The following is a 22,168-nucleotide window of genomic DNA, read 5'->3' on the forward strand; positions in this document are numbered from 1 at the left end:
TTAGGCCCCACTGCCATGTGGCGCTGCCTCATCGTCGAGGACGACGCCGACAACGCGCGCTACATCGCCGACGGTTTCCGCTCGCTCGGCCACGTGGCTGTGATCAGCCGCGACGGCGCTGACGCGCTCGCGCGCGCCACCGGAGAGCAGTGGGACATCGTCATCCTCGATCGCATGCTGCCCAACGAGGTGGACGGCCTTTCGATCCTCTCGACCATGCGCGCGCTCGGCAAGAAGACGCCGGTGCTGGTGCTCAGCGCGCTGAACGCGCTGGACGAGCGCGTGCGCGGACTCAAGGCCGGCGGCGACGACTACCTGGCCAAGCCCTTCGCTTTCTCGGAGCTCGCGGCGCGCGCGGAGGCGCTGGTGCGGCGTTCGCGCACAGGGCCCGAGATACGCATGCTGCGGATCGCCGATCTCACGCTCGACCTCGCGCGCCGGCACGTCGAGCGCGGCCGCCGGGCCATCTCGCTGCAGCCGCGCGAGTTCCGCCTGCTGGCCTATCTCATGATGCATCCGGGCCAGGTGGTCACGCGCACCATGCTGCTGGAGGCGGTGTGGGACTACCAGTTCGACCCGCAGACCAACGTGATCGACGTGCAGGTCAGCCGGCTGCGCGGCAAGCTCGACGCGGGCGGCGCCCCCACGCTGATCCACACCGTGCGCGGCGTGGGCTACACGCTGTCGGCGCCGCAATGACCGCAGCCCTGCGCCGGCTGTGGCGCTCGGTCGGCTTCCGGCTCGCCTTCTACTATGGGCTGCTGGTGGCGATCACCATGCTGGCGGCGCTGGCCATCGTCTACATGCAGACGGTGGGCGTGCTGCAGCAGCGCATGGTGCGGCAGGTGGCCGCGAGCATGCAGCAGCTGATGGTGCGCTACGACGCACGCGGCGCCGACGGCGTGGCCGGCGAGATCGCGAATGCGCTGTCCGACGGGCGCAACTCCGACAACGAGATCTACCTCCTGACCGACCGCGAGGGCCGCAAGCTCGCCGGCAATCTCGACCAGATGCCCTCGCAGGCCCCCGATGCCGGCGACGGCGTGCACCGCCGCGTGGTGCGCTCTGGGCAGACCGTCATCGCGTACCTGGTGATGCGCCCGCTGCCCGACGGCGGCCTGCTTGTGGTGGGGCACGACCTGCGCGACCAGGAGTCCATCGAATCGCTGGTGGCAAGCGCCAGCGCGGCGGCGGGCATCGTTGCGGTGCTCCTGCTGATCGGCGGCACCTTCGTCTTCCGCCAGGAGCTGGAGCGCAGCGTGGGCGCGGTGCGTCGCACGGCCGCACGCATCGCCGAGGGCGAGTTGCAGGAGCGCGTGGAGCCTTCGGGCGAGGAAGACGAGTTCGCGCTGCTGGAGCACGACATCAACGCCATGCTCGACCGCATCCAGTCGCTGATGGATGGCGTGCGCCACGTTTCCAACACCATCGCGCACAACCTGCGAACGCCGCTCACGCGCGTGCTGGTGCGGCTGCGCGCGGTGGAGGCCGGGCTCGGCGCGGGCGACCCGCAGCGCGAGGCGGTGAGCACCGCCATCCGCGAGCTGGAAGAGCTGGCCGTGGTGTTCGAGAAGCTGCTGCAGATCGCCGAGGTGGAAGCCGGCGCGCGGCGGCAGCAGTTCGCGCCGGTGGCGTTGCACGTCATTGCCGACGACGTGGCGGAACTCTATGAGGCGGTGGCCGAGCTGCGCGGCATCGTGCTGCTGCGCGAGCCCGCCGACATGGCGGTGGCATTGGGCGACCGCGACCTGCTGGCGGGCGCGGCCGCCAACCTGCTCGACAACGCGCTGAAGTACGCCGGCACCGGCGCGACGGTGCGCATGGGCACCCGCACGGTGGACGGCAGGGCGCAGCTTTTCGTGCAGGACGACGGGCCGGGTATTCCGCAGGCCGAGCACGAACGCATCGGCGTGCGCTTCCACCGGCTCGACCGCAGCGTGCCGGGCCACGGGCTGGGCCTTGCGAGCGTGCTCGCGGTGGTGGCGCTGCATGGCGGCCGGCTCGATTTCGCGGATGCGAAACCGGGCCTGCGCGCATGCATCGACCTGCCGATGGCGGACGGTTGAGCGGGCGCCTGCGTTCCCGACATTGCCGAATCGCAATGTTCTGTTCATGCACAGCCAGGCCGTGAATTCCTAGGATCGACCGGGCGCACATACCGTGCGATCAACGCAGTTCCTTCCAGGAGACATCAACGGTGAGAATCAAGAGTCAGAGAGACTTCTGCTCGGGCGTGCTCTTCAGCGCCTTCGGCGTGGCCTTCGCATGGGGCGCCACCACATACAACGTCGGCACCGGCGCCCGCATGGGGCCGGGCTACTTTCCCCTGATCGTGGGCATCCTCATCGCGCTCATGGGCGTGCTCATCACGCTCAAGGCGCTGGCCGTGGAGACGGAGGACGGCGAGCCCGTCGGGCGCATCGCGTGGAAGCCGCTGGTTTTCATCATCGGCGCGAACCTGATGTTCGGCGTGCTGCTGGGCGGCCTGCCGAGCATCGGGTTGCCATCGATGGGGCTCATCGTCGCCATCTACGCGCTCACCTTCATTGCCAGCCTTGCGGGCGACAACTTCGGCTGGAAGGGCGTGACCATCCTCGCCACCATCCTCGCGCTGGGCAGCTATCTGGCCTTCGTGGTCGCGCTGAAGCTGCAGTTCCAGGTGTGGCCGACCTTCATCTCGGGCTGATCCGCGGCAAAGAAGACACAAGAACAAGACAAGAAAAATGGACCTGATTACCAATCTCTCGATCGGCTTCGGCGTCGCCTTCACGGCGCAGAACCTCGTCTATGCCTTCGTGGGCTGCCTGCTGGGCACGCTGATCGGCGTGCTGCCGGGCATCGGCCCCGTGGCGACCATCGCGATGCTGCTGCCCGCCACGTATGCGCTGCCGCCGGTGTCGGCGCTGATCATGCTGGCCGGCATCTACTACGGCGCGCAGTACGGCGGCTCCACCACCGCGATTCTGGTGAACCTGCCGGGCGAGTCATCGTCGGTGGTGACCGTGATCGACGGCTACCAGATGGCGCGAAAGGGCAGGGCCGGGCCGGCACTTGCCGCAGCGGGCCTCGGCTCGTTCTTCGCGGGTTGCGTCGGCACGCTGATCCTGGCCGCCTTCGCGCCCCCGCTCACCGAGCTGGCCTTCAAGTTCGGCCCCGCCGAATACTTCTCGCTGATGATCCTGGGCCTGATCGGCGCCGTGGTGCTGGCTTCGGGCTCGCTGCTGAAGGCCATCACGATGATCCTGCTGGGCCTCGCGCTCGGCCTCGTGGGCACAGACGTGAATTCGGGCGTGGCGCGCTACAGCTTCGACATTCCGGAACTCACCGACGGTATCGGCTTCATCGCCATCGCGATGGGCGTGTTCGGCTACGGCGAAATCATCGCCAACCTCGCGGTGCCCGAGCACGAGCGCGAAGTGTTCACCGCCAAGGTGAAGGGCCTGTGGCCCACCAAGCAGGACTTCAAGGACATGACGCCCGCCGTGCTGCGCGGCACGGCGCTGGGTTCCGCGCTGGGCATCCTGCCGGGCGGCGGCGCGCTGCTGTCCGCCTTCGCGGCCTACACCATCGAGAAGAAGATCAAGCTCAAGCAGGGCGAGATGGCCTTCGGCAAGGGCAACATCCGCGGCGTGGCGGGCCCCGAGTCGGCCAACAACGCCGGCGCGCAGACCTCCTTCATTCCGCTGCTGACGCTGGGCATTCCGCCCAATGCGGTGATGGCGCTGATGGTGGGTGCCATGACGATCCACAACATCCAGCCCGGTCCGCAGGTGATGACCAGCAACCCCGAGCTGTTCTGGGGCCTGATCGCCTCGATGTGGATCGGCAACCTGATGCTGATCGTGCTGAACCTGCCGATGATCGGCATCTGGATCAAGCTGCTGACCATTCCCTACAAGTGGCTCTTCCCGTCGATCGTGCTGTTCTGCGCGGTGGGCGTGTACTCGGAGAACAACAACACCTTCGACGTGTGGATGGTGGCGATCTTCGGCATCGTGGGCTACCTGTTCCTCAAGCTGAAGTGCGAGCCCGCGCCGCTGCTGCTGGGCTTCATCCTTGGGCCGATGATGGAGGAGAACCTGCGCCGCGCGCTGCTGCTGTCGCGCGGCGACTGGAGCGTGTTCGTGTCGCGGCCGCTGTCGGCGGGCCTGCTGGCCGCCGCCGCGCTGCTGCTGGTCGTGGTGCTGCTGCCTTCGGTGAAGGCCAAGCGCGAAGAGGCCTTCGTCGAGGACTGACGGGCGGGGGAGTGCGCCGGAGAAGGAACTCCGCGCGATACTTGCGGTCCGACGCTGCCGCCGCCTTCCCTTCCCCTGATGACCGACGTGCGACTTCTTTCCGCTCCCCTGATCCTTCTTCGTGCGCTCGCCGCGAGCGCGATCCTGCTGGCCTCCGGTGCCCTGCACGCGCAGGCCTTGCCGCCCGGTGTTCGCCTGGGCATGTCGGCCGAGGAGTTGCAGGCCGCGTTGCCCGCCGCCGAACGCGTGCACAGGCCGCAGCGGCTCGGCGGCGGTCTCGTCGGCTCGTGGCGCGCGGCGCCGGTCGAGATGGCGGGGTTGCTGTTCGAGCCGACCTTCTTCTTCGCGGCCTCGGAGCTGCGGCGCGTCGAGTACGCGGCCTCGGCCCAATCCGCGCCCGATGCCGGCGCGGCAGCCTTCGCCTCCCTCGTGCAATGGGGCCGAGGCGTGTTCGGCAACGAGCTGGCCTCCCGCGACCCCGGCAGTGCATATGCCGCATGGGTCAGCGGCGACACCGACGTCTACGTGCAGCAGCTCAGCGACCCGCGCCGCGCCAGCGTGCGGCTGGTCTACAAGGCGCGGCAGTTGCGCGACGGCAGCGAACTCTGAGAAGAAGGGCCGTCATGGCCCTTTCCCTGCGCGGTGCCTCAGGCCGCGCCGCGCTGATCGAGCTTTTGCAGCGCCATCGCCAGCTCCTCGACTTCGACCGGCTTCAGCAGGTGATGATCGAAGCCGGCCCGCGCAATGCGCAGGCGGTCGTCGGGCTGGCCCCAGCCAGTGAGAGCGATCAGCCCGATCGCATGCAGCTGTGGATGCATCCGCAGGCGGCGCGCGAGTTCACAGCCGTCCATGCCGGGCATGCCGATGTCCAGTATGGCGACCGACGGTTGGAAGTGCTCGGCCTTGCCCAGCGCATCCGGGCCGCTGAAAGCCACGGTGGCCTGCGCGCCAAGCAGGCCCAGCAGCGCGGCGAGCGACTCGGCCGCGTCGCGGTTGTCGTACACCACCAGGATGCGGTGCTGCACCGCCATCGCGGCCTCCGGGGCCCCGGCCTTTGAGTCGGCCCGCGCCTTGTGGTCGAGCAGCGGCAGGGACACGGTGAACTCGCTGCCCCGGTTCGTGCCCTCGCTGCTTGCGCCGACCGTGCCGCCGTGCAGCTCCACCATGCTCTTCACCAGCGTGAGGCCTATGCCCAGGCCACCCTGCGCGGCGCGCGCGGTGCCGCTGACCTGCACGAACATGTCGAAGATCGCGTCCAGCATGGCGGCCGGAATGCCCGCACCGGTGTCCTTCACGCGCACCACCGCATGGCCTCGGCCGTCGTTTTCGACGAACACGTCGATGCGTCCGCCCTCGGGCGTGTACTTGGCGGCGTTGTTCAGCAGGTTCGCGAACACCTGCGTGAGGCGCACGCTGTCGCCCCGCACCGACAGCGAGGCATCGGCGACATGAACCTCGAGCGTGTGGCGGCCGGCGTCCATCAGCGGGCGGCTGAGTTCCACCGCGCCGCGGATCACCTGCTCGAGCGCGAGATCGTCCAGTTGCAGTTCGATCTTGCCGCGCGTGATGCGAGAGACCTCCATCAGGTCGCTCACCAGACGCACCATGTGGTCGAGCTGGCGGCCCATGATGTCGTAGTAGGAGCGGGCTGCTTCCGACGTGAGCGGCTTGCGCTTGAGAATGGCCAGCGCGGTGCTCAGCGGTGCCATCGGGTTGCGCAGTTCGTGCGCCAGCGTGGCCAGGAATTCGGTCTTGCGCCGGTCTGCCTCGTTGAGGTCTTCCAGGATGCGGCGCAGTTCGTACTGCCGGCGCCGCGCGCGCAGCGCGCTGCGCAGTGCGCTCACCAGCGAAGCCACGCGGATCGGTCGTTCCAGCACGGTGACGTTGGCCATGCCTTCCATGGCGGTGGTGACGGCACGCGAGTCCGCGCCTTGCCGCGCGAGTATCAGCACCGGCAGGTCGGACCAGGGGGGCTGGGCCGCCACGGCTGCGGCGAGTTCGGCGGCACCGTTGCCCGCCAGCATTTCCTCGGAGACCAGCAGCGCGCCGGCACCGTTCCCGATTTCGCGCAGCAGTTCGGGAAGATCGGCACACACCTGTGCCTCGATGCCGGCGTGCAGGAGTACGGCGGCGGCCATCACGGCGTCCTTCGCGGTGGCCGTTCTCATCAGTACGCGCAGCTGCGGATCTCGCGGCTGCGGCGGCTGGATCGTCGGGCCGTCTGTCACTGCGAGGGCGTGGAAATGCCGTCGATCGGCACCGGCACGCCAGTCAGGATGCCTCTGAAACGGCGCAGCGGCTCTCCCACGTTCAGTCCCCGCTGGTCCATCGAAAACGCGCGTATGGAGCGCTCGTGCATGCCGCCGCGCTTCTTGAGCACCGATATGGCCTGGCGCACTTCGCCTTCGGCCTCGTAGTAGCGCAGCAGCACCACGGCGTCGGCAAGGTAGCTGGCGTCCACGGGTGTCTGCATCTGCGCGCCGATGAGCCCGTGCTGCGCGCCGATCAGCAGCGTGGCCACACCGGCCTGCCCGAGGTAAGTGAGCAGCTCGTGCAGCTGCACGATGAGAAAGCGCTCGTCGGGCATCGCGTTGAGGTAGCCGTTCAGGCTGTCGATCACGATCACCTTCGCGCCGTGCCGGGTCACGGCCTGGCGGATTTCGTGCACCAGTTCGCCGGGGGAGAGTTCGGCCGGATCGACCTGCTTGATGCGGATGCGGCCCGTCTGAAGGTAGGGCTCAAGCTTCATGCCCAGGCCGGCGCTGCGGGTGCGCAGCGTGTTCACGCTCTCGTCGAAGACGAAGAGCGCGGCAGCCTCGCCGCGCTCGGCCGCCGCAATGGCGAACTGCACCGCCACCGACGATTTGCCTGTGCCCGGCGCTCCCACGAACAGGGTGCTGGTGCCCTTTTCGAGGCCACCGCCCAGCAGCGCGTCGAGCGCCTCGATGCCGCTGGTGAGCTTGGTCAGCGTGGTGTCGGTGACGTGTTCGGCCGCCACCAGGCGCGGAAACACCTGCAGGCCGCCGCGGTGGATCTTGTAGTCGTGGAAACCGCCGCGAAACGACTGGCCGCGGTACTTCACGACCAGCAGGCGGCGGCGCGCGGCGCCGTAGTCGGAGTTCGACTGCTCCAGCCTCACCACCGCGTGCGCGATGCTCTGCACCTGCAGGTCGTGCTCGGTGGCGGTCATGTCGTCGAGCAGCAGCACCGTGCACTGGCGCCCCGCGAAGAACTGCTTGAGTGCCAGGATCTGCCGGCGATAGCGCAGCGAGGTGCCCGACAGCAGCCGCAGCTCGGAGAGCGAATCGAAAACGATGCGTGAAGGCTTGTTGGCCTCCACGTCGCTCAGGATGCGCAGCGTGGTTTCGCTCAGCTCCACCTCGGACGGGTGGAACATGGTGTATTGCTCGTCAGGCTGCAGGCTGTCCTGCGTGGGCAGCATCTCGCGCACGTGGATGGTGGAAATGTCCCACCCGTGCGAGGCGGCCACGCCGCGCAGTTCCTGCTCGGTTTCGGACAGCGTCACATACAGCACCGATTCGCCGCGCGCCGCGCCTTCGAGCAGGAACTGCATTGCAATGGTCGTCTTGCCGGCGCCCGGCGTGCCTTCGAACAGGTAGAGCCGGTTGGGCTCGAGTCCGCCGCCGAGCACATCGTTCAGGCCCGGCACGCCCATGCCCAGCAGCCGCTGGTGGTGAGGCTCCATGGTGGCTTCTCCGCGAATGAATAAGGTGACCGGCAGATTCAAGCATCGCGGTCGCGCGACGCATGCAGGACGGCACCGCGTGGCGGGCGGCGGCGCGCGACTATGGAAGTTGTCCTGCAATGGGGAGCGGATTCGTCCGGCCGGCCCGGCGGTGGGGCCGGAGAGACTGCGTCACCGGGCCCTGCCGCCCTTGCCCTTCAAACCGAAAGTTTCCGGCTCTTCAGGAGAAGACGATGCGCGAAGACACAGAGATCCGCATTCCACGCGACGACGAACGGATCGACGTCACTGACCTCAAGGAGGTCGACTACTGGACCCAGTGGTTCGGCGTGAGCGAACAGCGGTTGCGCACTGCGGTGGCCTTTGCCGGCACGGTAAGAGACGACCTGCGGGTCTACCTCGGCCTGCCCTGAGATCCTTCGTGGCGGGCCTCAGCCCGCGGCGAGCATGCCCCGCTCCTCGATGAACGACACCACGTCGGCCACGCCCGAAAGCGTCTTGAGGTTGGTCATCACGTACGGCCGCTGGCGGCGCATGCGCTGCGTGTCCTGCTCCATCACATCGAGATTCGCGCCCACGTAGGGCGCGAGGTCGGTCTTGTTGATCACGAAGAGGTCGCTCTTGGTGATGCCGGGGCCGCCCTTGCGCGGGATCTTCTCGCCGGCCGCCACGTCGATCACGTAGATCGTGAGGTCCGACAGTTCGGGGCTGAAGGTGGCCGCGAGGTTGTCGCCGCCCGATTCGACGAACACCACGTCGGCGTCCGGAAAGTCTTCCAGCATGCGGTCGATGGCTTCCAGGTTGATCGAGGCGTCTTCGCGGATCGCCGTGTGCGGGCAGCCGCCCGTTTCCACGCCCATGATGCGCTCGGCGGGCAGCGCGCCGGCCACGGTGAGGAGGCGCTGGTCTTCCTTGGTGTAGATGTCGTTGGTGATCGCGATCAGGTCGTACTTGTCGCGCATCGCCTTGCAGAGCATCTCCAGCAGCGTGGTCTTGCCCGAGCCGACCGGGCCGCCGATGCCCACGCGCAGCGGCGGAAGTCTCTTGGTGCGGTTGGGAATGTGGTGCAGGGCGGAGGTCATGAGGGTGGTGTCCGGTTCAGCTTCTGAAAAGGCGGGAATATTGTGTTTCATGGCGGGCCGACAGCACCGCCAGCAGGGGCGCGAAGGCCTGGCGCTCGTCGTCGCCGAGGGCCATGGCGCGGGTCACGGCATCGGGCATTTCCCGCGCCAGCCGTCCGAGGATGCGCTGGYSCGCGCTCTGGCCCAGCGGCACGGCCTTGACGGCGGCGGCCACCATGTTCTCGGCCCAGCCGAAGGCGAAGGCCAGGCTGCCGTCGTGCACCGTGGCGCCCGCGCGGCTGGCCGCGAAGGCGAACGCGACGGGGTAGCTCGCGCCCAGGTCGGCGAAGACTTCCGCCGTGTCGGTGTGGTGCAGCTTGAGCCACTCGACGAAGGAGCGGCCCATCTGCTCGGTCTGCAAAAGGAATTCGGCCGACTCGCGGGTGGCCATCACCCAGCTGTTGAGCTGGCGGATGCGCGGCATGTCATTGGCGCGCCAGGCTGCGATGGCCTGCCCGCAGACGGCGAGATCGCCGCGGGCGAAGCTCAGGTGCAGCTGGTCGGAGAGCCACTCGGCCGCGCGCGGCTCGGAGTCGATGCCGGCCCATTCGACGGCGGCTTCCACACCCTCGGAGTACGAGAAGCCGCCGACCGGCAGCGCGGGCGAGGCGAGCCAGATCAGCTGAAGGAGGCTCTGGGCGGACACGTCAGTGGGGGCGTCAGTGGGAATGGCCGTGGTGCCCGTGGCCGTGATCATGGCCGTCGTGGTCGTCCAGCAACTCCGGCGCGAGCACCAGCGGCTTCGGGCCGCTGCCATGGTCATGCGAGCGGCCGTGATCGTGCGAATGCCCGTGGTCATGGCTGTGGCCATGCGAATGCTCGTGCGATCCATACGCACCGCCCTCGGGCTCGAAAGCCTCTTCCACCGCCACGACGATCAGGTGCATCGAGCGCAGCATGTCGGCCAGCACATGGTCGGGCTCGATCTTCAGGTGGTCGGGCTTCAGCTCGATCGGCACGTGCCGGTTGCCCAGGTGGTAGGCCGCGCGCGTCAGGTCGAAGGGCGTGCCGTGGGCGGTGCAGTGCGTGATGCGAAGCACCGGCTGCGGCGCGGCGATCACGCGCACCAGCGAACCGTCTTCCGCCACCAGCACATCGCCGCCGCGCACCAGCGTGCCGCGCGGCAGGAACACGCCGATCTGGCGGCCCTGCGAATCGGTGGCGTCGAAGCGGCTCTTCTGGCGGATGTCCCAGTCGAGTTCGATGGTGGCGGCACGCTTGAGCAGCACGGGCGCGAGGCCGCGGCCCTGGGGCATGAGTTTGTTGGCGGTGAGCATGGTGGCTTGCGGCTACGGATGAAGCGAAATAATATAACGATTGTTATAACTTTGGCTCGATGGAGCGTCCAATGTCCGCCCTCAAACTGACCCAGATCGGCAATTCCGTCGGTGTCATCCTGCCCAAGGAGGTTCTTGCGAGCATGAATGTGGGAAAAGGCGACACGGTCTACCTCACGCAAGCGGCCAACGGGGGCTTCACCATCACGCCATACGACGACGAGTTCGAACGCCAGATGCAAGCAGCCCGCCGCGTCATGAAGAAGCGGCGCAACGTTCTGCGCGAGCTCGCGAAGTGAGCGCGGCGAACCAGCACTGGATCTGGCTCAGCGCGAGCGTGATCCAGCTGGTGCATGAAGAGCAACTGGCCGAGCATGGCGGTCCGGCCGGAGTGCGTGACGAGGGAATGCTCGCCTCCGCAATGGCGCCGCCGCAGAACCGTGCGGCCTACGAATCCGTCGACGTCGCGGCCTTGGCCGCGAGCTACGCCTTCGGCATCGCCCGCAACCATCCGTTCGTCGACGGAAACAAGAGAACCGCCTTCGTCGCGATGGAAACCTTTCTCGACCTCAACGACTTCGAGCTTCTCGCGTCCGACGAAGGCTGCGTCCTGAAGACACTCGGCCTCGCCGCGGGTGAGATCGACGAAGCTTCTTTCGCCCAGTGGATTCGAGACCACCTCGCACCGCGCAGCGCCTGACATTCAGAACAGGAAATACCGCTGCGCCATCGGCAGCAGCTTTGCCGGCTCGCAGGTCAGCAGGTTGCCGTCGGCGCGCACCGCGTAGGTCTGGGCGTCGATCTCCATCTTCGGCGCGTAGCCGTTGTGGATCAGGTCCTTCTTGCGCACGTTGCGCACGTTCTTCACCGCGCTGATCTGCTTCTTCAGGCCGTAGCGCTCGCCGACGCCCGCGGCCAGGCCGGCCTGCGAGACGAAGGTCAGCGAGCTCTTCGCGAGCGAGCCGCCGTAGGCGCCGAACATCTGGCGGTAGTGCACCGGCTGCGGCGTGGGGATCGACGCGTTGGGGTCGCCCATGGCGGCCAGCGCGATGCTGCCGCCCTTGATGATGGTGAAGGGCTTCACGCCGAAGAAGGCCGGCTTCCAGATCACGATGTCGGCCCACTTGCCGACCTCGAGCGAGCCCACCTCGTGCGCGATGCCGTGCGCGAGGGCCGGGTTGATCGTGTATTTGGCGACGTAGCGCCTGGCGCGGAAGTTGTCGTTGCGGCTGCTGTCCTCGGGCAGCGTGCCGCGCTGCAGCTTCATCTTGTGCGCGGTCTGCCAGGTGCGGATGACCACCTCGCCGACGCGGCCCATGGCCTGGCTGTCGGAGCTGAACATGCTGATCGCGCCCAGGTCGTGCAGCACGTCCTCGGCAGCGATGGTCTCCTTGCGGATGCGCGACTCGGCGAAGGCCAGGTCTTCGGCGATGCCGGCGTCGAGGTGGTGGCACACCATGAGCATGTCGACGTGCTCGTCGAGCGTGTTCACGGTGTAGGGCATCGTCGGGTTGGTCGACGACGGCAGGAAGTTGCTCTCGCCCACCACGCGCAGGATGTCGGGCGCGTGGCCGCCGCCCGCGCCCTCGGTGTGGAAGGCGCAGATGCCGCGACCGCCCACGGCGGCAATCGTGTTCTCGACGAAGCCCGATTCGTTGAGCGTGTCGCTGTGAATGGCCACCTGCGTGTCGGTGGCATCGGCCACGTCCATGCAGTTGCTGATGGCCGCGGGCGTGGTGCCCCAGTCTTCATGCAGCTTCAGGCCGATGACGCCGGCCTCGATCTGCTCGTGCAGCGCCTGCGGCAGGCTGGCGTTGCCCTTGCCGAGGAAGCCGAGGTTCATCGGGAAGGCGTCGGCCGCCTGCAGCATGCGCTCGATGTGCCAGGGGCCCGGCGTGGAGGTGGTGGCGAAGGTGCCGGTGGCGGGGCCAGTGCCGCCGCCGAGCATGGTGGTCACGCCGGAGGAGAGCGCCTCCTCGATCTGCTGCGGGCAGATGAAGTGGATGTGGCTGTCGATGCCGCCCGCGGTGACGATGTTGCCCTCGCAGCTGATGATCTCGGTGCCCGGGCCGATGACGATGTCCACGCCCGGCTGCACGTCGGGGTTGCCGGCCTTGCCGATGGCGGCGATGCGGCCGTCCTTCAAGCCGATGTCGGCTTTCACGATGCCCCAGTGGTCGAGGATGAGCGCGTTGGTCAGCACCGTGTCGACCGCGCCTTGCGCCCGGGTGCGCTGCGACTGCGCCATGCCGTCGCGGATTGTCTTGCCGCCGCCGAACTTCACCTCTTCGCCGTAGCCGCCGGCGCGCAGGGTGTAGTCGGCCTCGACCTCGATGACCAGCTCGGTGTCCGCGAGACGGACGCGGTCGCCCACCGTGGGGCCGAAGATTTCGGCGTAGGCACGCCTTGAAATGGTCGCCATCAGAGCTTCCCTTGAACCAGGCCGCGAAAGCCGTAGACGATGCGATCGCCCGAAAAGTCGACCAGCTCGACCGTGCGCTGCTGGCCCGGCTCGAAGCGCACCGCGGCGCCCGAGGCGATGTTCAGCCGCATGCCGCGGGCGGCCTCGCGGTCGAAGCCGAGCGCACCGTTGGTCTCGGCGAAGTGATAGTGCGAGCCGACCTGGATCGGCCGGTCGGCGGTGTTCTGCACCACCAACGTGAGGGTGCGGCGGCCGGGGTTGAGCGCGTGCTCGCCGTCGTCGGTGAAGAGTTCGCCGGGAATCATGCTGGCCCCTCAGATGGCTTGCGCCAGCAGTGTCGCGCCCAGGCCGACGACCGCCGCGCCGGCCACGCGCGGCAGCCATGCGTTGGCATTGCGCAGCGCCCAGCCGATCGCGATGCCCGCGGCGTGCAGCAGCACGGTCGCGCAGACCATGCCGGCCAGCGTGAGGGCGGCGCCTTGTTCGCTCGCCAGCTCGTAGCCGTGCGCCACGCCGTGGAAGACCGCGAACACGCCCACCAAAGCCATCGCCGCCACCGCCGGCAGGCGCACGCGCGTGACCACCAGCAGGCCCAGCACCAGCAGCGAGGCCGCGATCATCGGCTCGACCGCCGGCAGCTGCACGCCTGCCAGCCCCGCCAGCGCGCCCGCCAGCAGCATGCCGGCGAAGGCCAGCGGTGCCCAGAGCAGGTCGGGCCAGGCGCGGCGCGCGGCCAGCGCGCTCCACAGGCCGACCGCGACCATGGCCGCCAAGTGGTCGGCTCCGGTCAGCGGATGCATGAAGCCGGTGACGAAGCCGTGGTGCATGCCGCCGTCCACTCCGGTGTGGGCGCTGGCCGCGAGGGGCAGGGCCGCGACTGCGGCGAGCAAGACGGTGGGGATGGATCGATGAATGCGCATCAGCAGGTCTCCAATGGGATGAGTCACTTCGAGGGAACACCACGGAACGGGCTCTGCCCGGCCGTAGGTGTTGCCCTCGGCGAGGGGGTGGGCGAAGCGACACGAAGTGCGCGTAGCCTGGGGAAGGTCATAGGATCGGCTGGTGGACGGTCACGAGCTTGGTGCCGTCCGGGAAGGTGGCCTCGACCTGGATGTCGGGAATCATCTCGGCGATGCCGTCCATCACGTCGGCGCGGGTGAGCACGCTGCGCCCCTCGCTCATGAGTTCGGCGACGCTCTTGCCGTCGCGCGCGCCTTCCATGACGGCGGCGGAGATCAGGGCGACGGCCTCGGGGTAGTTGAGCTTGAGGCCGCGGGCCTTGCGGCGTTCGGCCAGGAGCGCCGCGGTGAAGATCAGCAGCTTGTCTTTTTCGCGCGGGGTCAGTTCCATGGGATCGGCATCGGGTGGCGGGAGAAGGCGGCCATTATGGGCAAGCCGGCTTCTTTGCAACAGTCGTGCCTTGTGCGCCAAAAGCCGTATGGATGGCACGGAAGATGCACCGAAACGGTGTGAACACCGAAGCCGCCCCTACCACCCCCGACGACGCCCCGCAGCGCATCGTCAAGGTGCGGCGCGACTACAACAGCTGGGTGGCCAGCGAGACGCTGGAGGACTACGCGCTGCGCTATACGCCGCAGCGCTTCCGGAAGTGGTCGGAATGGCGGGTGGCGAACACTGCCTTCGGGGCTGCGTCGTTCCTGATCCTGGAGGCGGTGGGCGCCACGCTGCTGGTGCAGTACGGCTTCGCCAACGCCTTCTGGGCGATCCTGGCGACCGGGCTCATCATCTTCCTGGCGGGCGTGCCGATCAGCGTCTACGCGGCGCGCTACGGCGTGGACATGGACCTGCTCACGCGCGGCGCGGGCTTCGGCTACATCGGCTCCACGCTCACCTCGCTGATCTACGCGAGCTTCACTTTCATCTTCTTCGCGCTGGAGGCTGCCGTGATGGCCTATGCGCTGGAACTGGCGCTCGGCATTCCCCCGGTCTGGGGCTACCTGGTGTGCGCGCTGGTGGTGATTCCGCTGGTCACGCACGGGGTGTCGGCCATCAGCCGGCTGCAGCTGTGGACCCAGCCGCTGTGGCTCTTGATGCTGGTGGTGCCTTTCGCCTACGTGCTCGTGCGCGATCCTGGTGCGTTCGCGGGCATCGTGCACTACAACGGCGTGCGCTCGGGCACCAAAGGCTTCGATCTGCACCTGTTTGGCGCGGCGCTCACCGTCGGCATCGCGCTCATCACCCAGATGGGCGAGCAGGCCGACTACCTGCGCTTCATGCCGGCGCGCACCGCGGCCACGGCGCGCCGCTGGTGGGCCGGGGTGCTGGCTGGCGGGCCGGGCTGGGTGGTGCTGGGCGTGTTCAAGATGCTGGGCGGGGCGCTGCTGGCCTACCTGGCGATCACGCACATGGTGCCGGCCGACCGGGCGGTCGATCCGAACCAGATGTACCTCGCGGCCTACGAGTACGTGTTTCCGCACTACGGCTGGGCGGTGGCGGCCACGGCGCTGTTCGTGGTGATCTCGCAGCTCAAGATCAACGTGACCAACGCCTACGCGGGCTCGCTGGCCTGGAGCAACTTCTTCTCGCGCGTGGCGCACAGCCACCCGGGGCGGGTGGTGTGGGTGGTGTTCAACGCGCTCATCGCCTTCATGCTGATGGAGATGAACGTGTTCGAGGCGCTGGGCGACGTGCTGGGCCTGTTCGCCAACATCGCCATCGCCTGGATGATGGCGGTGGTGGCCGACCTGGTCATCAACAAGCCGCTGGGCCTGTCGCCGCCGGGCATCGAGTTCAAGCGCGCGCATCTGTGGGACATCAACCCGGTGGGCGTGGGCGCGATGGCGCTGGCCTCGGGGCTGTCGATCACGGCACACCTGGGCGTGTTCGGGCCGCTGGCGCAGGCTTTTTCGGCGCTGATCGCGCTGGGCACGGCGCTGGTGGCATCGCCGCTGCTGGCCTGGGCGACCGGCGGCAAGTACTACCTGGCGCGTGGTGTGCCTTCATCCGGGGCCGGCGCGGTGCGATGGGCCAGGGTCGAGCACGAGGGCAGCTACCAGCGCCTGAAGGTGCAGCACTGCGTGATCTGCGAGCGCGAGTACGAGGGGCCGGACATGGCCCACTGCCCGGCCTACCAGGGCGCGATCTGCTCGCTGTGCTGCACGCTGGATGCGCGCTGCGGCGACCTGTGCAAGCCGCATGCGAGCCTGTCTTCGCAGTGGTCGGCGGTGCTGCGCTGGCTGCTGCCGCGGCGCAGCTGGCGTTACCTCGACACGGGGCTGGGGCACTTCCTGCTGCTGATGCTCATCATCGTGCCGCTGCTGGCGGTGGTGTTCGGCGTGCTCTACCAGCAGGAACTGCGCGCCTTCGGCGAGGGCGCGCTGGAGCTGGCCTCCGAGTCGGAGGTGGCGGCCGCGCTGGCCAGCCTGCAGAAGCTGTCGCTGCGCTCGGGCTTCCTGAAGGCGTACATGGCGCTGCTGGTCATCGCGGGCATCGTCGCGTGGTGGCTGGTGCTGGCGCACCAGAGCCGCAAGGTCGCGCAGGAAGAGTCGAACCGCCAGACCCACCTGCTGGTGCGAGAGATCGAGCTGCACCGCGAGACCGACCGCGCGCTGCAGGCCGCCAAGCAGTCGGCCGACGAGGCGCGCGAGATCGCGGAGCAGGCCAAGCTCGCGGCCGAGCTGGCCAAGCAGGCCGCCGACCAGGCCAACCAGGCCAAGAGCCGCTACATCAGCGCCATCAGCCACGAGCTGCGCACGCCGCTCAACAGCATCCTGGGCTACGCGCAGCTGATGGGCGAAGACCATTCGGTGCCGCCGCACCGGCAGCAGGCGGTGGCCGTCATCAAGCGCGGGGGGGAGCACCTGCTCTCGCTCATCGAGGGCACGCTGGCCATCGCGCACATCGAGGCCGGCAAGCTCACGCTGCATGCGCGGCCGATGCGCTTTGCAGACACCCTGCGCGAGCTGGCCGACATGTTCGAGCTGCAGGCTGCGGAGAAGGGGCTGCAGTTTCGCTTCGAGGCGGCGGGCCCGCTGCCCGAGGTGGTGCGCGCCGACGAAAAGCGCGTGCTCCAGATCCTCATCAACCTGCTGGGCAATGCGATCAAGTTCACGGCGGCGGGGCAGGTCACGCTGCGGCTGGCCTATGCGCGCGAGTTTGCGTCCATCGAGATCGAGGACACGGGCCCGGGCATGCCGGCCGGGGACATCGAGCGCATCTTCGAGCCCTTTGCGCGCGGCAACGCCACGGGCACGGCAGCGGCGCCGGGCGCGGGGCTGGGGCTCACCATCGCCAAGATGCTCACCGACCTGATGGGCGGCGAGATGAAAGTGAGCAGCACGCCGGGCGTGGGCTCGCTCTTCTGCGTGCGCCTGTTCCTGCCGCGCGTGCACGACACCGTGGCCGGCGCCGGGCGCGCGCTGCCCGTCGCGCGCGCGCGGCGCGGCTACGAGGGCCCGCGCCGCCGCCTGCTGGTGGTGGACAACGAAGAAGCCGACCGCGATCTGCTGGGCCACCTGCTCGCGCCGCTGGGCTTCGAGCTGCGCAGCGCGGCCAGCGGGCATGATGCGCTCGACCTGGTCGCGGCCGGCTACCGGCCCGACGCGATGTTCGTCGACCTCGCMATGCCCGGCATCGACGGCTGGGAGACCATCCGCCGCGCGCGCAAGCTGGGGCTGACCGAGGCGGCCGTGGCCATCGTCTCGGCCAACGCCTTCGACAAGGGGCTGGACAACGACGTGGGCATTGCGCCGGAGGATTTCTTCGTCAAGCCCGTGCGCCACACCGAGCTGCTCGACTGGCTCGAACGCCGGCTCGGGCTGCGTTGGACCGAGACCGCCGCGAAGCCCGCCGCCATCGCCGAGTCGCGCGCGATGTTGGCGCCTTCGCTGGAGCGCCTGCGTGCGCTGGAGGAGGCCGTGGGCCTGGGCTACTTCCGGGGCATCATGACCCAGCTCGACGACATCGACGCCGCGCAGCCCGAGTGCGCGGCATGGACCGACGCCCAGCGCGTGCTGGCCCGCCAGTTCCAGTTCGAGGCCATGAGCCGCGCGCTGGCCGAGGCCGTGGAGAGCGCAGCGTGACCACGACGCCAATTCCCGCCATGGAAACCTCCTCGCTCGCCAAGGCCCTGCGCGAACAACAGGGCGCCAACAGCGACCTCGTGCTGATCGTCGACGACGTGCCCGACAACCTCGCGGTGCTGCACGACGCGCTGGACGAGTCGGGCTACACCGTGCTCATCGCCACCAACGGCGAGCAGGCGCTGCAGCGCGCAGTGCAGGCCAAGCCCGACATCGTGCTGCTCGACGCGATGATGCCGGGCATCGACGGCTTCGAGGTCGCACGCCGGCTCAAGGCCGATGCCGCGACGGCGCACATTCCCATCGTGTTCATGACGGGTCTCACGGAGACCGAGCACCTGGTGGCCGCGCTGGAGGCGGGGGGCGTCGACTACGTCACCAAGCCCATCAAGCCGAAGGAAGTGCTGGCGCGCATGAACGTGCACCTGCAGGGCGCGCGCCGCGCAAGGCAGGACGCGCGGCAGGCCGGCCAGGCGCGCAACGCGCTCGACGCTTTCGGCTACGCAAGCATCACGGTGCGGCTGCCCGAAGGCAAGCTGATCTGGCAGACGGCGCTCGCGCGCGACCTGCTGCTGCGCTACTGCGACACGCGCGCGCCCGAGACGCCGCCGGCGGTGCTCGAATGGCTGCGCAGCCACACGCCCGATGCGCGCGAGCGCGGCATCGAGCCGCCGGCGCTGTCCATCGTGCAGGGCGCCAGCAGCCTCACGCTGCGCCTGCACCAGCAGACCGGCGGGGACGACGACGGCGACGAGTGGATGATCATCATGCGCGAGGTGTCCGACACCGCCGTCATCGAGGCCATGAGCCTGAGCCTGAAGCTCACCGCGCGCGAGGCCGAGGTGCTGTACTGGGTGGTCAAGGGCAAGACCAACAAGGACATCGGCGAGATCCTCGGCAGCAGCCCGGCCACGGCCAAGAAGCACCTGGAGCGGGTGTACGTAAAGCTGGGCGTGGAGACGCGCACGGCGGCGGCGGGCGTGGCGATCAAGCGCATCCGCGAGCTGCAGCCGCAGTTCGAGATCTGAGGGTACCCACCGCGCTGCGCCGCGTCATGGCGCCTACTTTGCGCGTCCCTAGAATGGTTCGAGGCCCCGGGGATGCGAGCGATGAAGAACACCAGGCACAGCAGGACAACGAACCGACAGCCATCGCGCGGCTGGGTGCTGGCGGCTTCCTGCTTCAAGGCGGGATTGCTCGCAGGACTGCTCGCGGCGCCGGCCGTCCACGCGGCAGGGCATTTCGACGTGGACGACGCCAGCACACTCGACCCCGGCCAGTGCCAGTACGAGACCTGGTGGGGCCGCACGGGCGTCGAGCCCGTCACCGGCTTTCACTTCGGGCCGGCCTGCCGCGTCGGGCCGTTCGAGCTGGGCCTGAACCTCGATCGCACCTCGGTGGGCGGCGTTCATTCGGTCACCGGCGGGCCGCAGCTCAAGTGGAACTTCTACGGGCCGGCGGCCGATGCGCCTTTCAGCGCGGCCGTGTCGATGGGCGCGGTGTTCGACTTCAGGCGCGGCGGCCGCGCGGGCGGGCAGTTCGTCATTCCCGTCACCTGGCGGCCACTGGACAGCCTGCAGATACACGCGAACGTCGGCGCCGACTGGGCGACCGGAACCGGGGTGCGCACGCCGCGCGGCGGCGTCGGCGTCGAATGGGCGCTGAACGACACGGTGTCGATCATTGCGGAGCGCAACCGTGCGTCGAACGTCTGGACCTCACGCCTGGGCGGGCGCTTCAGCATCACGCCGCTGATCAGCGTGGACGTGAGCGCGTCGCGCACCGGGCCGCAGGGCGTGCGCGGCTTCGTGATCGGGCTGAACCACGAGTTCAGCTGGAGGTGAATCGGCGCCTAGCGCAGGTGGCGCTGGATGCGCTTCTCGTCCTCGGCCAGTTGCTGGCGCATGAGCGAGATGAAGTCGCGCGCGGTGGCCGAAAGCACCTTGCCCGCCGGCAGCGCCAGCAGGCAGGTGAAGTACACATCGACCGAGAACTTGCGCACCACCAGCCCGCGCTCCGCGTAGTCGAGCGCCGTGATCGGGTTGACCAGCCCCACGCCCAGGCCGCGCAGCGCCATCTCGCACACGCTGGCCGCGTAGGGCGTCTGCACAAGCACGCGCAGCGCCACGCCGTGCGGAGCCAGCGCCGCCTCCAGCCGCTGGTGCGAAGGGTCTTCGGGGTTGAGCGAGATGAAGGGCGCCTCGGCGAGCTGCTCGGGCTTGATGGTCTTGAAGCGGGCCAGCGCGTGGTCGGGCGGCATCACCACCACGCCGGGAAAGCGCGAGAAGGTCGAATGGTCGATGCCTTCGAGCGAGAGTTCGTCGGCCATCAGCCCGAAGTCGGAGATGCCCATGGCCACGCGGTCGCGCACGTCCTTCGAACTCAGCACCTGCAGCGACACCTGCGGCCAGGGGCTCGCGCCGCGGTGCGCCTTCAGCCTCGCCAGCGCGCGCGGCATGAAGCCCAGGCCGTAGGCCGGAAAGCTGCTGAGCTCGAGCTGGCTGACGCCGAAGTCGCGCAGGCTGCGCACCCGGTGCTCGATGGCGTCCATGCCGATGAAGACCCGTTCCACCTCCACCCACAGCGCGCGCGCCTCGGGCGTGGGCACCAGCCGCCCGCCGGTGCGCTGGAACAGCAGCATGCCGGCCTGGGCCTCCAGGCGCTTGAGCGACTGGCTGATGGCAGGCTGCGTCACGTGCAGCAAGGCAGCGGCCTTGCGCGTGGAGCTGCTGCGCATGAGTGCCCGGAAAGTTTCGATTTCGCCGAATCGCATCGATAAGTTTTGTTATCGGTTGAGTATCTGAGGCTGCGTAATTTTATTTCCGATTGCATAAGATTTAGTCACAACTTCATCAAGCGCAGACCCCCGTGACGACATCGCCCGTTCTGGACTTCAAGTTCGCCGCTCCCCCGCTGGACCCGCTGAGCCATGCCCCGTCCCCGGGCCATTCCCTGGGGCTGGTTCGCGACCGCACGCCGAAACCCGCGCGCAACCCGAACCTGCGCGGGCTGCAGTGCCTGCGATGCGATGCGCTCTACCCGGTCACGCTGACGAACGACGGCTGCCCGGCATGCAGGCGCGAGGGCATTCACGTGGCGTTGCGCGCCAGCTACCTGCCCGACAGCACGGAGCTGATGCCCATGCCCTACACCTCCAGCTTCGCGCTGGGCGAAGGGCAGACGCCGCTGCAGGACATGCCCGGGCTGGCGCGGCAGTTCGGCGTGTCACGCCTGTCGATCAAGGACGAGTCGTGCAACCCCACCGGTTCGCACAAGGACCGCATGACCGCGGTGGGCGTGGCGCAGGCGCTCGACTTCGACGCCCACACGCTGGTGCTGGCCTCCTCGGGCAACGCGGCCGTTTCGGCGGCGCACTACGCATGGGCCGCGGGCCTGGGCTGCGAGGTCGCGACCTACGAAGGCATGCCGGCCACCTACGCACGGCAGCTCGACGCGCTGGGCGCGCGCCGCTACGTGTTCTCCGACAACGCCGGCCGCTGGGCCTTCGTGCGCGAGCGCTCGCAGCACCCCGGCTACTTCGCGCTCACCAACTACCGCCTGCCCGCGCTGGGCAGCGCGCCGCTGGCGATCGAGGGCTACAAGCCGATCGCGCTCGAGTGCCTGAACGATGGCGGCCTGCCCGACCACGTCGTGATCCCGACTGCGCGCGGCGACCTGGCATGGGGTATCTACGCGGGCTTCCGCGACCTGCTGGCGGCGGGGCGCATCGCGCGGCTGCCGAAGCTCTGGCTGGTGGAGCCGTTCCCGCGCCTGGCGCGCGTGTTCGCGGGCGGTGCCATCAATGGCAGCTACCCGGGGCACACGGCGCAGTTCTCCACGGCGGGTGCCACGGTCACCTACCTGCAATGGCAGGCCGCGACGGCCACGGGCGGTGGCGCGGTGGTCGTGGACGATGGAGAAGCACGTGCCGCGCGGCGCGTGCTCACGGCCGCCGGCGTGAGCGCCGAGCTGTGCGCGGCGGGCGGCCTCGCCGCGCTGCGGCAATTGCGCGAGAACAACTCCATCGCGGCGGACGCGCACGTGGTGCTGATGTTGACCGCCAACGCGACCGGCGACCCGAGCTGGCCCGATCGCCCGATTTAGGGTCTGTTCACACTATTTCCGGGGTCGCGAAGGGCAGCCAGGGCGGGCCACTCGGCGTTGCGCTCCTAGCGTGTGCGCATGCACACGCGTCGTCGCGCGCCTTGATTGGCCCGCCCTGGCTGCCCTTCCCGCAGGGTTGGTGCTCCAAGGGGCCGTCTGCGGCGTTGCCCGCGCTTGCAAGGCATCAGCCTTGCTGCGCACGGGCGCCTTGCAGCCAGCCCCTTGGAGCACCAACGCGACCCCGGAAATAGTGTGAACAGA

The 22,168-nt window shown here is 68.7% G+C and carries 22 protein-coding genes; 12 read left to right on the forward strand and 10 right to left on the reverse strand.

Translation table 11 applies throughout. The annotated features are described in order from the left end of the window. The first annotated feature begins 15 nt into the window (after window positions 1–15). From QMO14_RS08125 to QMO14_RS08145, 5 genes are all read left to right on the forward strand, one after another. Window positions 16–699: a response regulator transcription factor gene (locus tag QMO14_RS08125; RefSeq protein WP_301505850.1), complete on the forward strand. Its 684-nt coding sequence runs from the start codon at window positions 16–18 to the stop codon at window positions 697–699. Next, window positions 696–2,066, forward strand: coding sequence for an ATP-binding protein (locus QMO14_RS08130; RefSeq protein WP_301505851.1), 1,371 nt, complete (start codon window positions 696–698; stop codon window positions 2,064–2,066). Before QMO14_RS08125 ends, QMO14_RS08130 begins: the two co-directional genes overlap by 4 nt. 131 nt (window positions 2,067–2,197) lie before the next feature. Beyond that, on the forward strand, window positions 2,198–2,686 hold the full coding sequence (locus QMO14_RS08135; protein WP_019656505.1) for a tripartite tricarboxylate transporter TctB family protein: 489 nt from the start codon (window positions 2,198–2,200) through the stop codon (window positions 2,684–2,686). Window positions 2,687–2,723: 37 nt separating this feature from the next. Then, complete coding sequence (locus QMO14_RS08140; protein ID WP_301505852.1) at window positions 2,724–4,235, forward strand: tripartite tricarboxylate transporter permease; 1,512 nt, start codon at window positions 2,724–2,726, stop codon at window positions 4,233–4,235. Between the two features lie 78 nt (window positions 4,236–4,313). Further along, a complete protein-coding gene (locus QMO14_RS08145) occupies window positions 4,314–4,844 on the forward strand; it encodes a hypothetical protein (RefSeq protein ID WP_301505853.1) in 531 nt (176 codons plus the stop codon). Between the two features lie 38 nt (window positions 4,845–4,882). On the opposite strand, the gene QMO14_RS08150 is transcribed toward QMO14_RS08145, so the two are convergent. Then, window positions 4,883–6,403, reverse strand: a complete 1,521-nt coding sequence (locus tag QMO14_RS08150) for a hybrid sensor histidine kinase/response regulator (RefSeq protein WP_301505854.1) — start codon at window positions 6,401–6,403, stop codon at window positions 4,883–4,885. A 56-nt stretch (window positions 6,404–6,459) separates the two neighbouring features. Next, on the reverse strand, window positions 6,460–7,941 hold the full coding sequence (locus tag QMO14_RS08155; RefSeq protein WP_301505855.1) for an ATPase domain-containing protein: 1,482 nt from the start codon (window positions 7,939–7,941) through the stop codon (window positions 6,460–6,462). A gap of 233 nt (window positions 7,942–8,174) precedes the next feature. Between QMO14_RS08155 and QMO14_RS08160 the strand changes: the two genes are divergently transcribed. Beyond that, complete coding sequence (locus QMO14_RS08160) at window positions 8,175–8,354, forward strand: DUF3606 domain-containing protein (protein ID WP_301505856.1); 180 nt, start codon at window positions 8,175–8,177, stop codon at window positions 8,352–8,354. Between the two features lie 18 nt (window positions 8,355–8,372). Here QMO14_RS08160 and ureG read toward each other — a convergent pair whose 3' ends face one another. The 3 genes from ureG to ureE are packed head-to-tail and all read right to left on the reverse strand — an operon-like array spanning window position 8,373 to window position 10,339. Beyond that, window positions 8,373–9,023: an urease accessory protein UreG gene (gene ureG, locus QMO14_RS08165; RefSeq protein WP_301505857.1), complete on the reverse strand. Its 651-nt coding sequence runs from the start codon at window positions 9,021–9,023 to the stop codon at window positions 8,373–8,375. 16 nt (window positions 9,024–9,039) lie between these two features. After that, complete coding sequence (locus tag QMO14_RS08170) at window positions 9,040–9,759, reverse strand: urease accessory protein UreF (protein ID WP_301505858.1); 720 nt, start codon at window positions 9,757–9,759, stop codon at window positions 9,040–9,042. Further along, window positions 9,722–10,339 carry an urease accessory protein UreE gene (gene ureE, locus QMO14_RS08175; protein WP_301505859.1) on the reverse strand — a complete coding sequence of 206 codons (618 nt, stop codon included), beginning with the start codon at window positions 10,337–10,339 and terminating at the stop codon, window positions 9,722–9,724. Before ureE ends, QMO14_RS08170 begins: the two co-directional genes overlap by 38 nt. A gap of 71 nt (window positions 10,340–10,410) precedes the next feature. On the opposite strand from ureE, the gene QMO14_RS08180 reads away from it, so the two are divergent. Both QMO14_RS08180 and QMO14_RS08185 read left to right on the forward strand, forming a co-directional pair. Next, complete coding sequence (locus tag QMO14_RS08180) at window positions 10,411–10,638, forward strand: AbrB/MazE/SpoVT family DNA-binding domain-containing protein (protein WP_301505861.1); 228 nt, start codon at window positions 10,411–10,413, stop codon at window positions 10,636–10,638. Beyond that, window positions 10,635–11,039, forward strand: coding sequence for a type II toxin-antitoxin system death-on-curing family toxin (locus tag QMO14_RS08185; protein WP_301505862.1), 405 nt, complete (start codon window positions 10,635–10,637; stop codon window positions 11,037–11,039). The genes QMO14_RS08180 and QMO14_RS08185 overlap by 4 nt, the downstream gene beginning before the upstream one ends. 3 nt (window positions 11,040–11,042) lie before the next feature. Here QMO14_RS08185 and ureC read toward each other — a convergent pair whose 3' ends face one another. From ureC to QMO14_RS08205, 4 genes are all read right to left on the reverse strand, one after another. After that, the gene (ureC, locus tag QMO14_RS08190; protein WP_301505864.1) at window positions 11,043–12,761 is read right to left on the reverse strand and encodes an urease subunit alpha; all 1,719 of its coding nucleotides are present in this window, start codon (window positions 12,759–12,761) and stop codon (window positions 11,043–11,045) included. Further along, window positions 12,761–13,066, reverse strand: a complete 306-nt coding sequence (locus tag QMO14_RS08195) for an urease subunit beta (protein WP_093057422.1) — start codon at window positions 13,064–13,066, stop codon at window positions 12,761–12,763. The genes ureC and QMO14_RS08195 overlap by 1 nt, the downstream gene beginning before the upstream one ends. A 9-nt stretch (window positions 13,067–13,075) precedes the next feature. Next, window positions 13,076–13,681 (reverse strand): HupE/UreJ family protein, encoded by a 606-nt coding sequence (locus QMO14_RS08200; RefSeq protein WP_301505873.1) that lies wholly within the window; start codon window positions 13,679–13,681, stop codon window positions 13,076–13,078. 127 nt (window positions 13,682–13,808) lie between these two features. Continuing rightward, window positions 13,809–14,111 (reverse strand): urease subunit gamma, encoded by a 303-nt coding sequence (locus QMO14_RS08205; protein WP_301505874.1) that lies wholly within the window; start codon window positions 14,109–14,111, stop codon window positions 13,809–13,811. A 104-nt stretch (window positions 14,112–14,215) separates the two neighbouring features. Here QMO14_RS08205 and QMO14_RS08210 point away from each other — a divergent pair, with 104 nt between their 5' ends. The 3 genes from QMO14_RS08210 (at window position 14,216) to QMO14_RS08220 (ending at window position 19,647) form a co-directional block, all read left to right on the forward strand. Further along, the gene (locus QMO14_RS08210) at window positions 14,216–17,803 is read left to right on the forward strand and encodes an ATP-binding protein (protein ID WP_301505876.1); all 3,588 of its coding nucleotides are present in this window, start codon (window positions 14,216–14,218) and stop codon (window positions 17,801–17,803) included. A 20-nt stretch (window positions 17,804–17,823) separates the two neighbouring features. Further along, on the forward strand, window positions 17,824–18,831 hold the full coding sequence (locus QMO14_RS08215; protein WP_301506027.1) for a response regulator transcription factor: 1,008 nt from the start codon (window positions 17,824–17,826) through the stop codon (window positions 18,829–18,831). Window positions 18,832–18,912: 81 nt separating this feature from the next. Next, window positions 18,913–19,647, forward strand: coding sequence for a hypothetical protein (locus QMO14_RS08220; RefSeq protein WP_301505878.1), 735 nt, complete (start codon window positions 18,913–18,915; stop codon window positions 19,645–19,647). Between the two features lie 8 nt (window positions 19,648–19,655). Here the strand turns inward: QMO14_RS08220 and QMO14_RS08225 are convergent, their stop codons facing one another. Then, window positions 19,656–20,576 carry a LysR substrate-binding domain-containing protein gene (locus tag QMO14_RS08225; protein ID WP_367618152.1) on the reverse strand — a complete coding sequence of 307 codons (921 nt, stop codon included), beginning with the start codon at window positions 20,574–20,576 and terminating at the stop codon, window positions 19,656–19,658. A gap of 95 nt (window positions 20,577–20,671) precedes the next feature. On the opposite strand from QMO14_RS08225, the gene QMO14_RS08230 reads away from it, so the two are divergent. Next, window positions 20,672–21,907 carry a pyridoxal-phosphate dependent enzyme gene (locus QMO14_RS08230; protein WP_301505883.1) on the forward strand — a complete coding sequence of 412 codons (1,236 nt, stop codon included), beginning with the start codon at window positions 20,672–20,674 and terminating at the stop codon, window positions 21,905–21,907. The last annotated feature ends 261 nt before the right edge of the window (window positions 21,908–22,168 follow it).

Origin of the sequence: Variovorax sp. CAN15 (assembly GCF_030462475.1) — a bacterium.
GTDB lineage: Bacteria > Pseudomonadota > Gammaproteobacteria > Burkholderiales > Burkholderiaceae_C > Variovorax.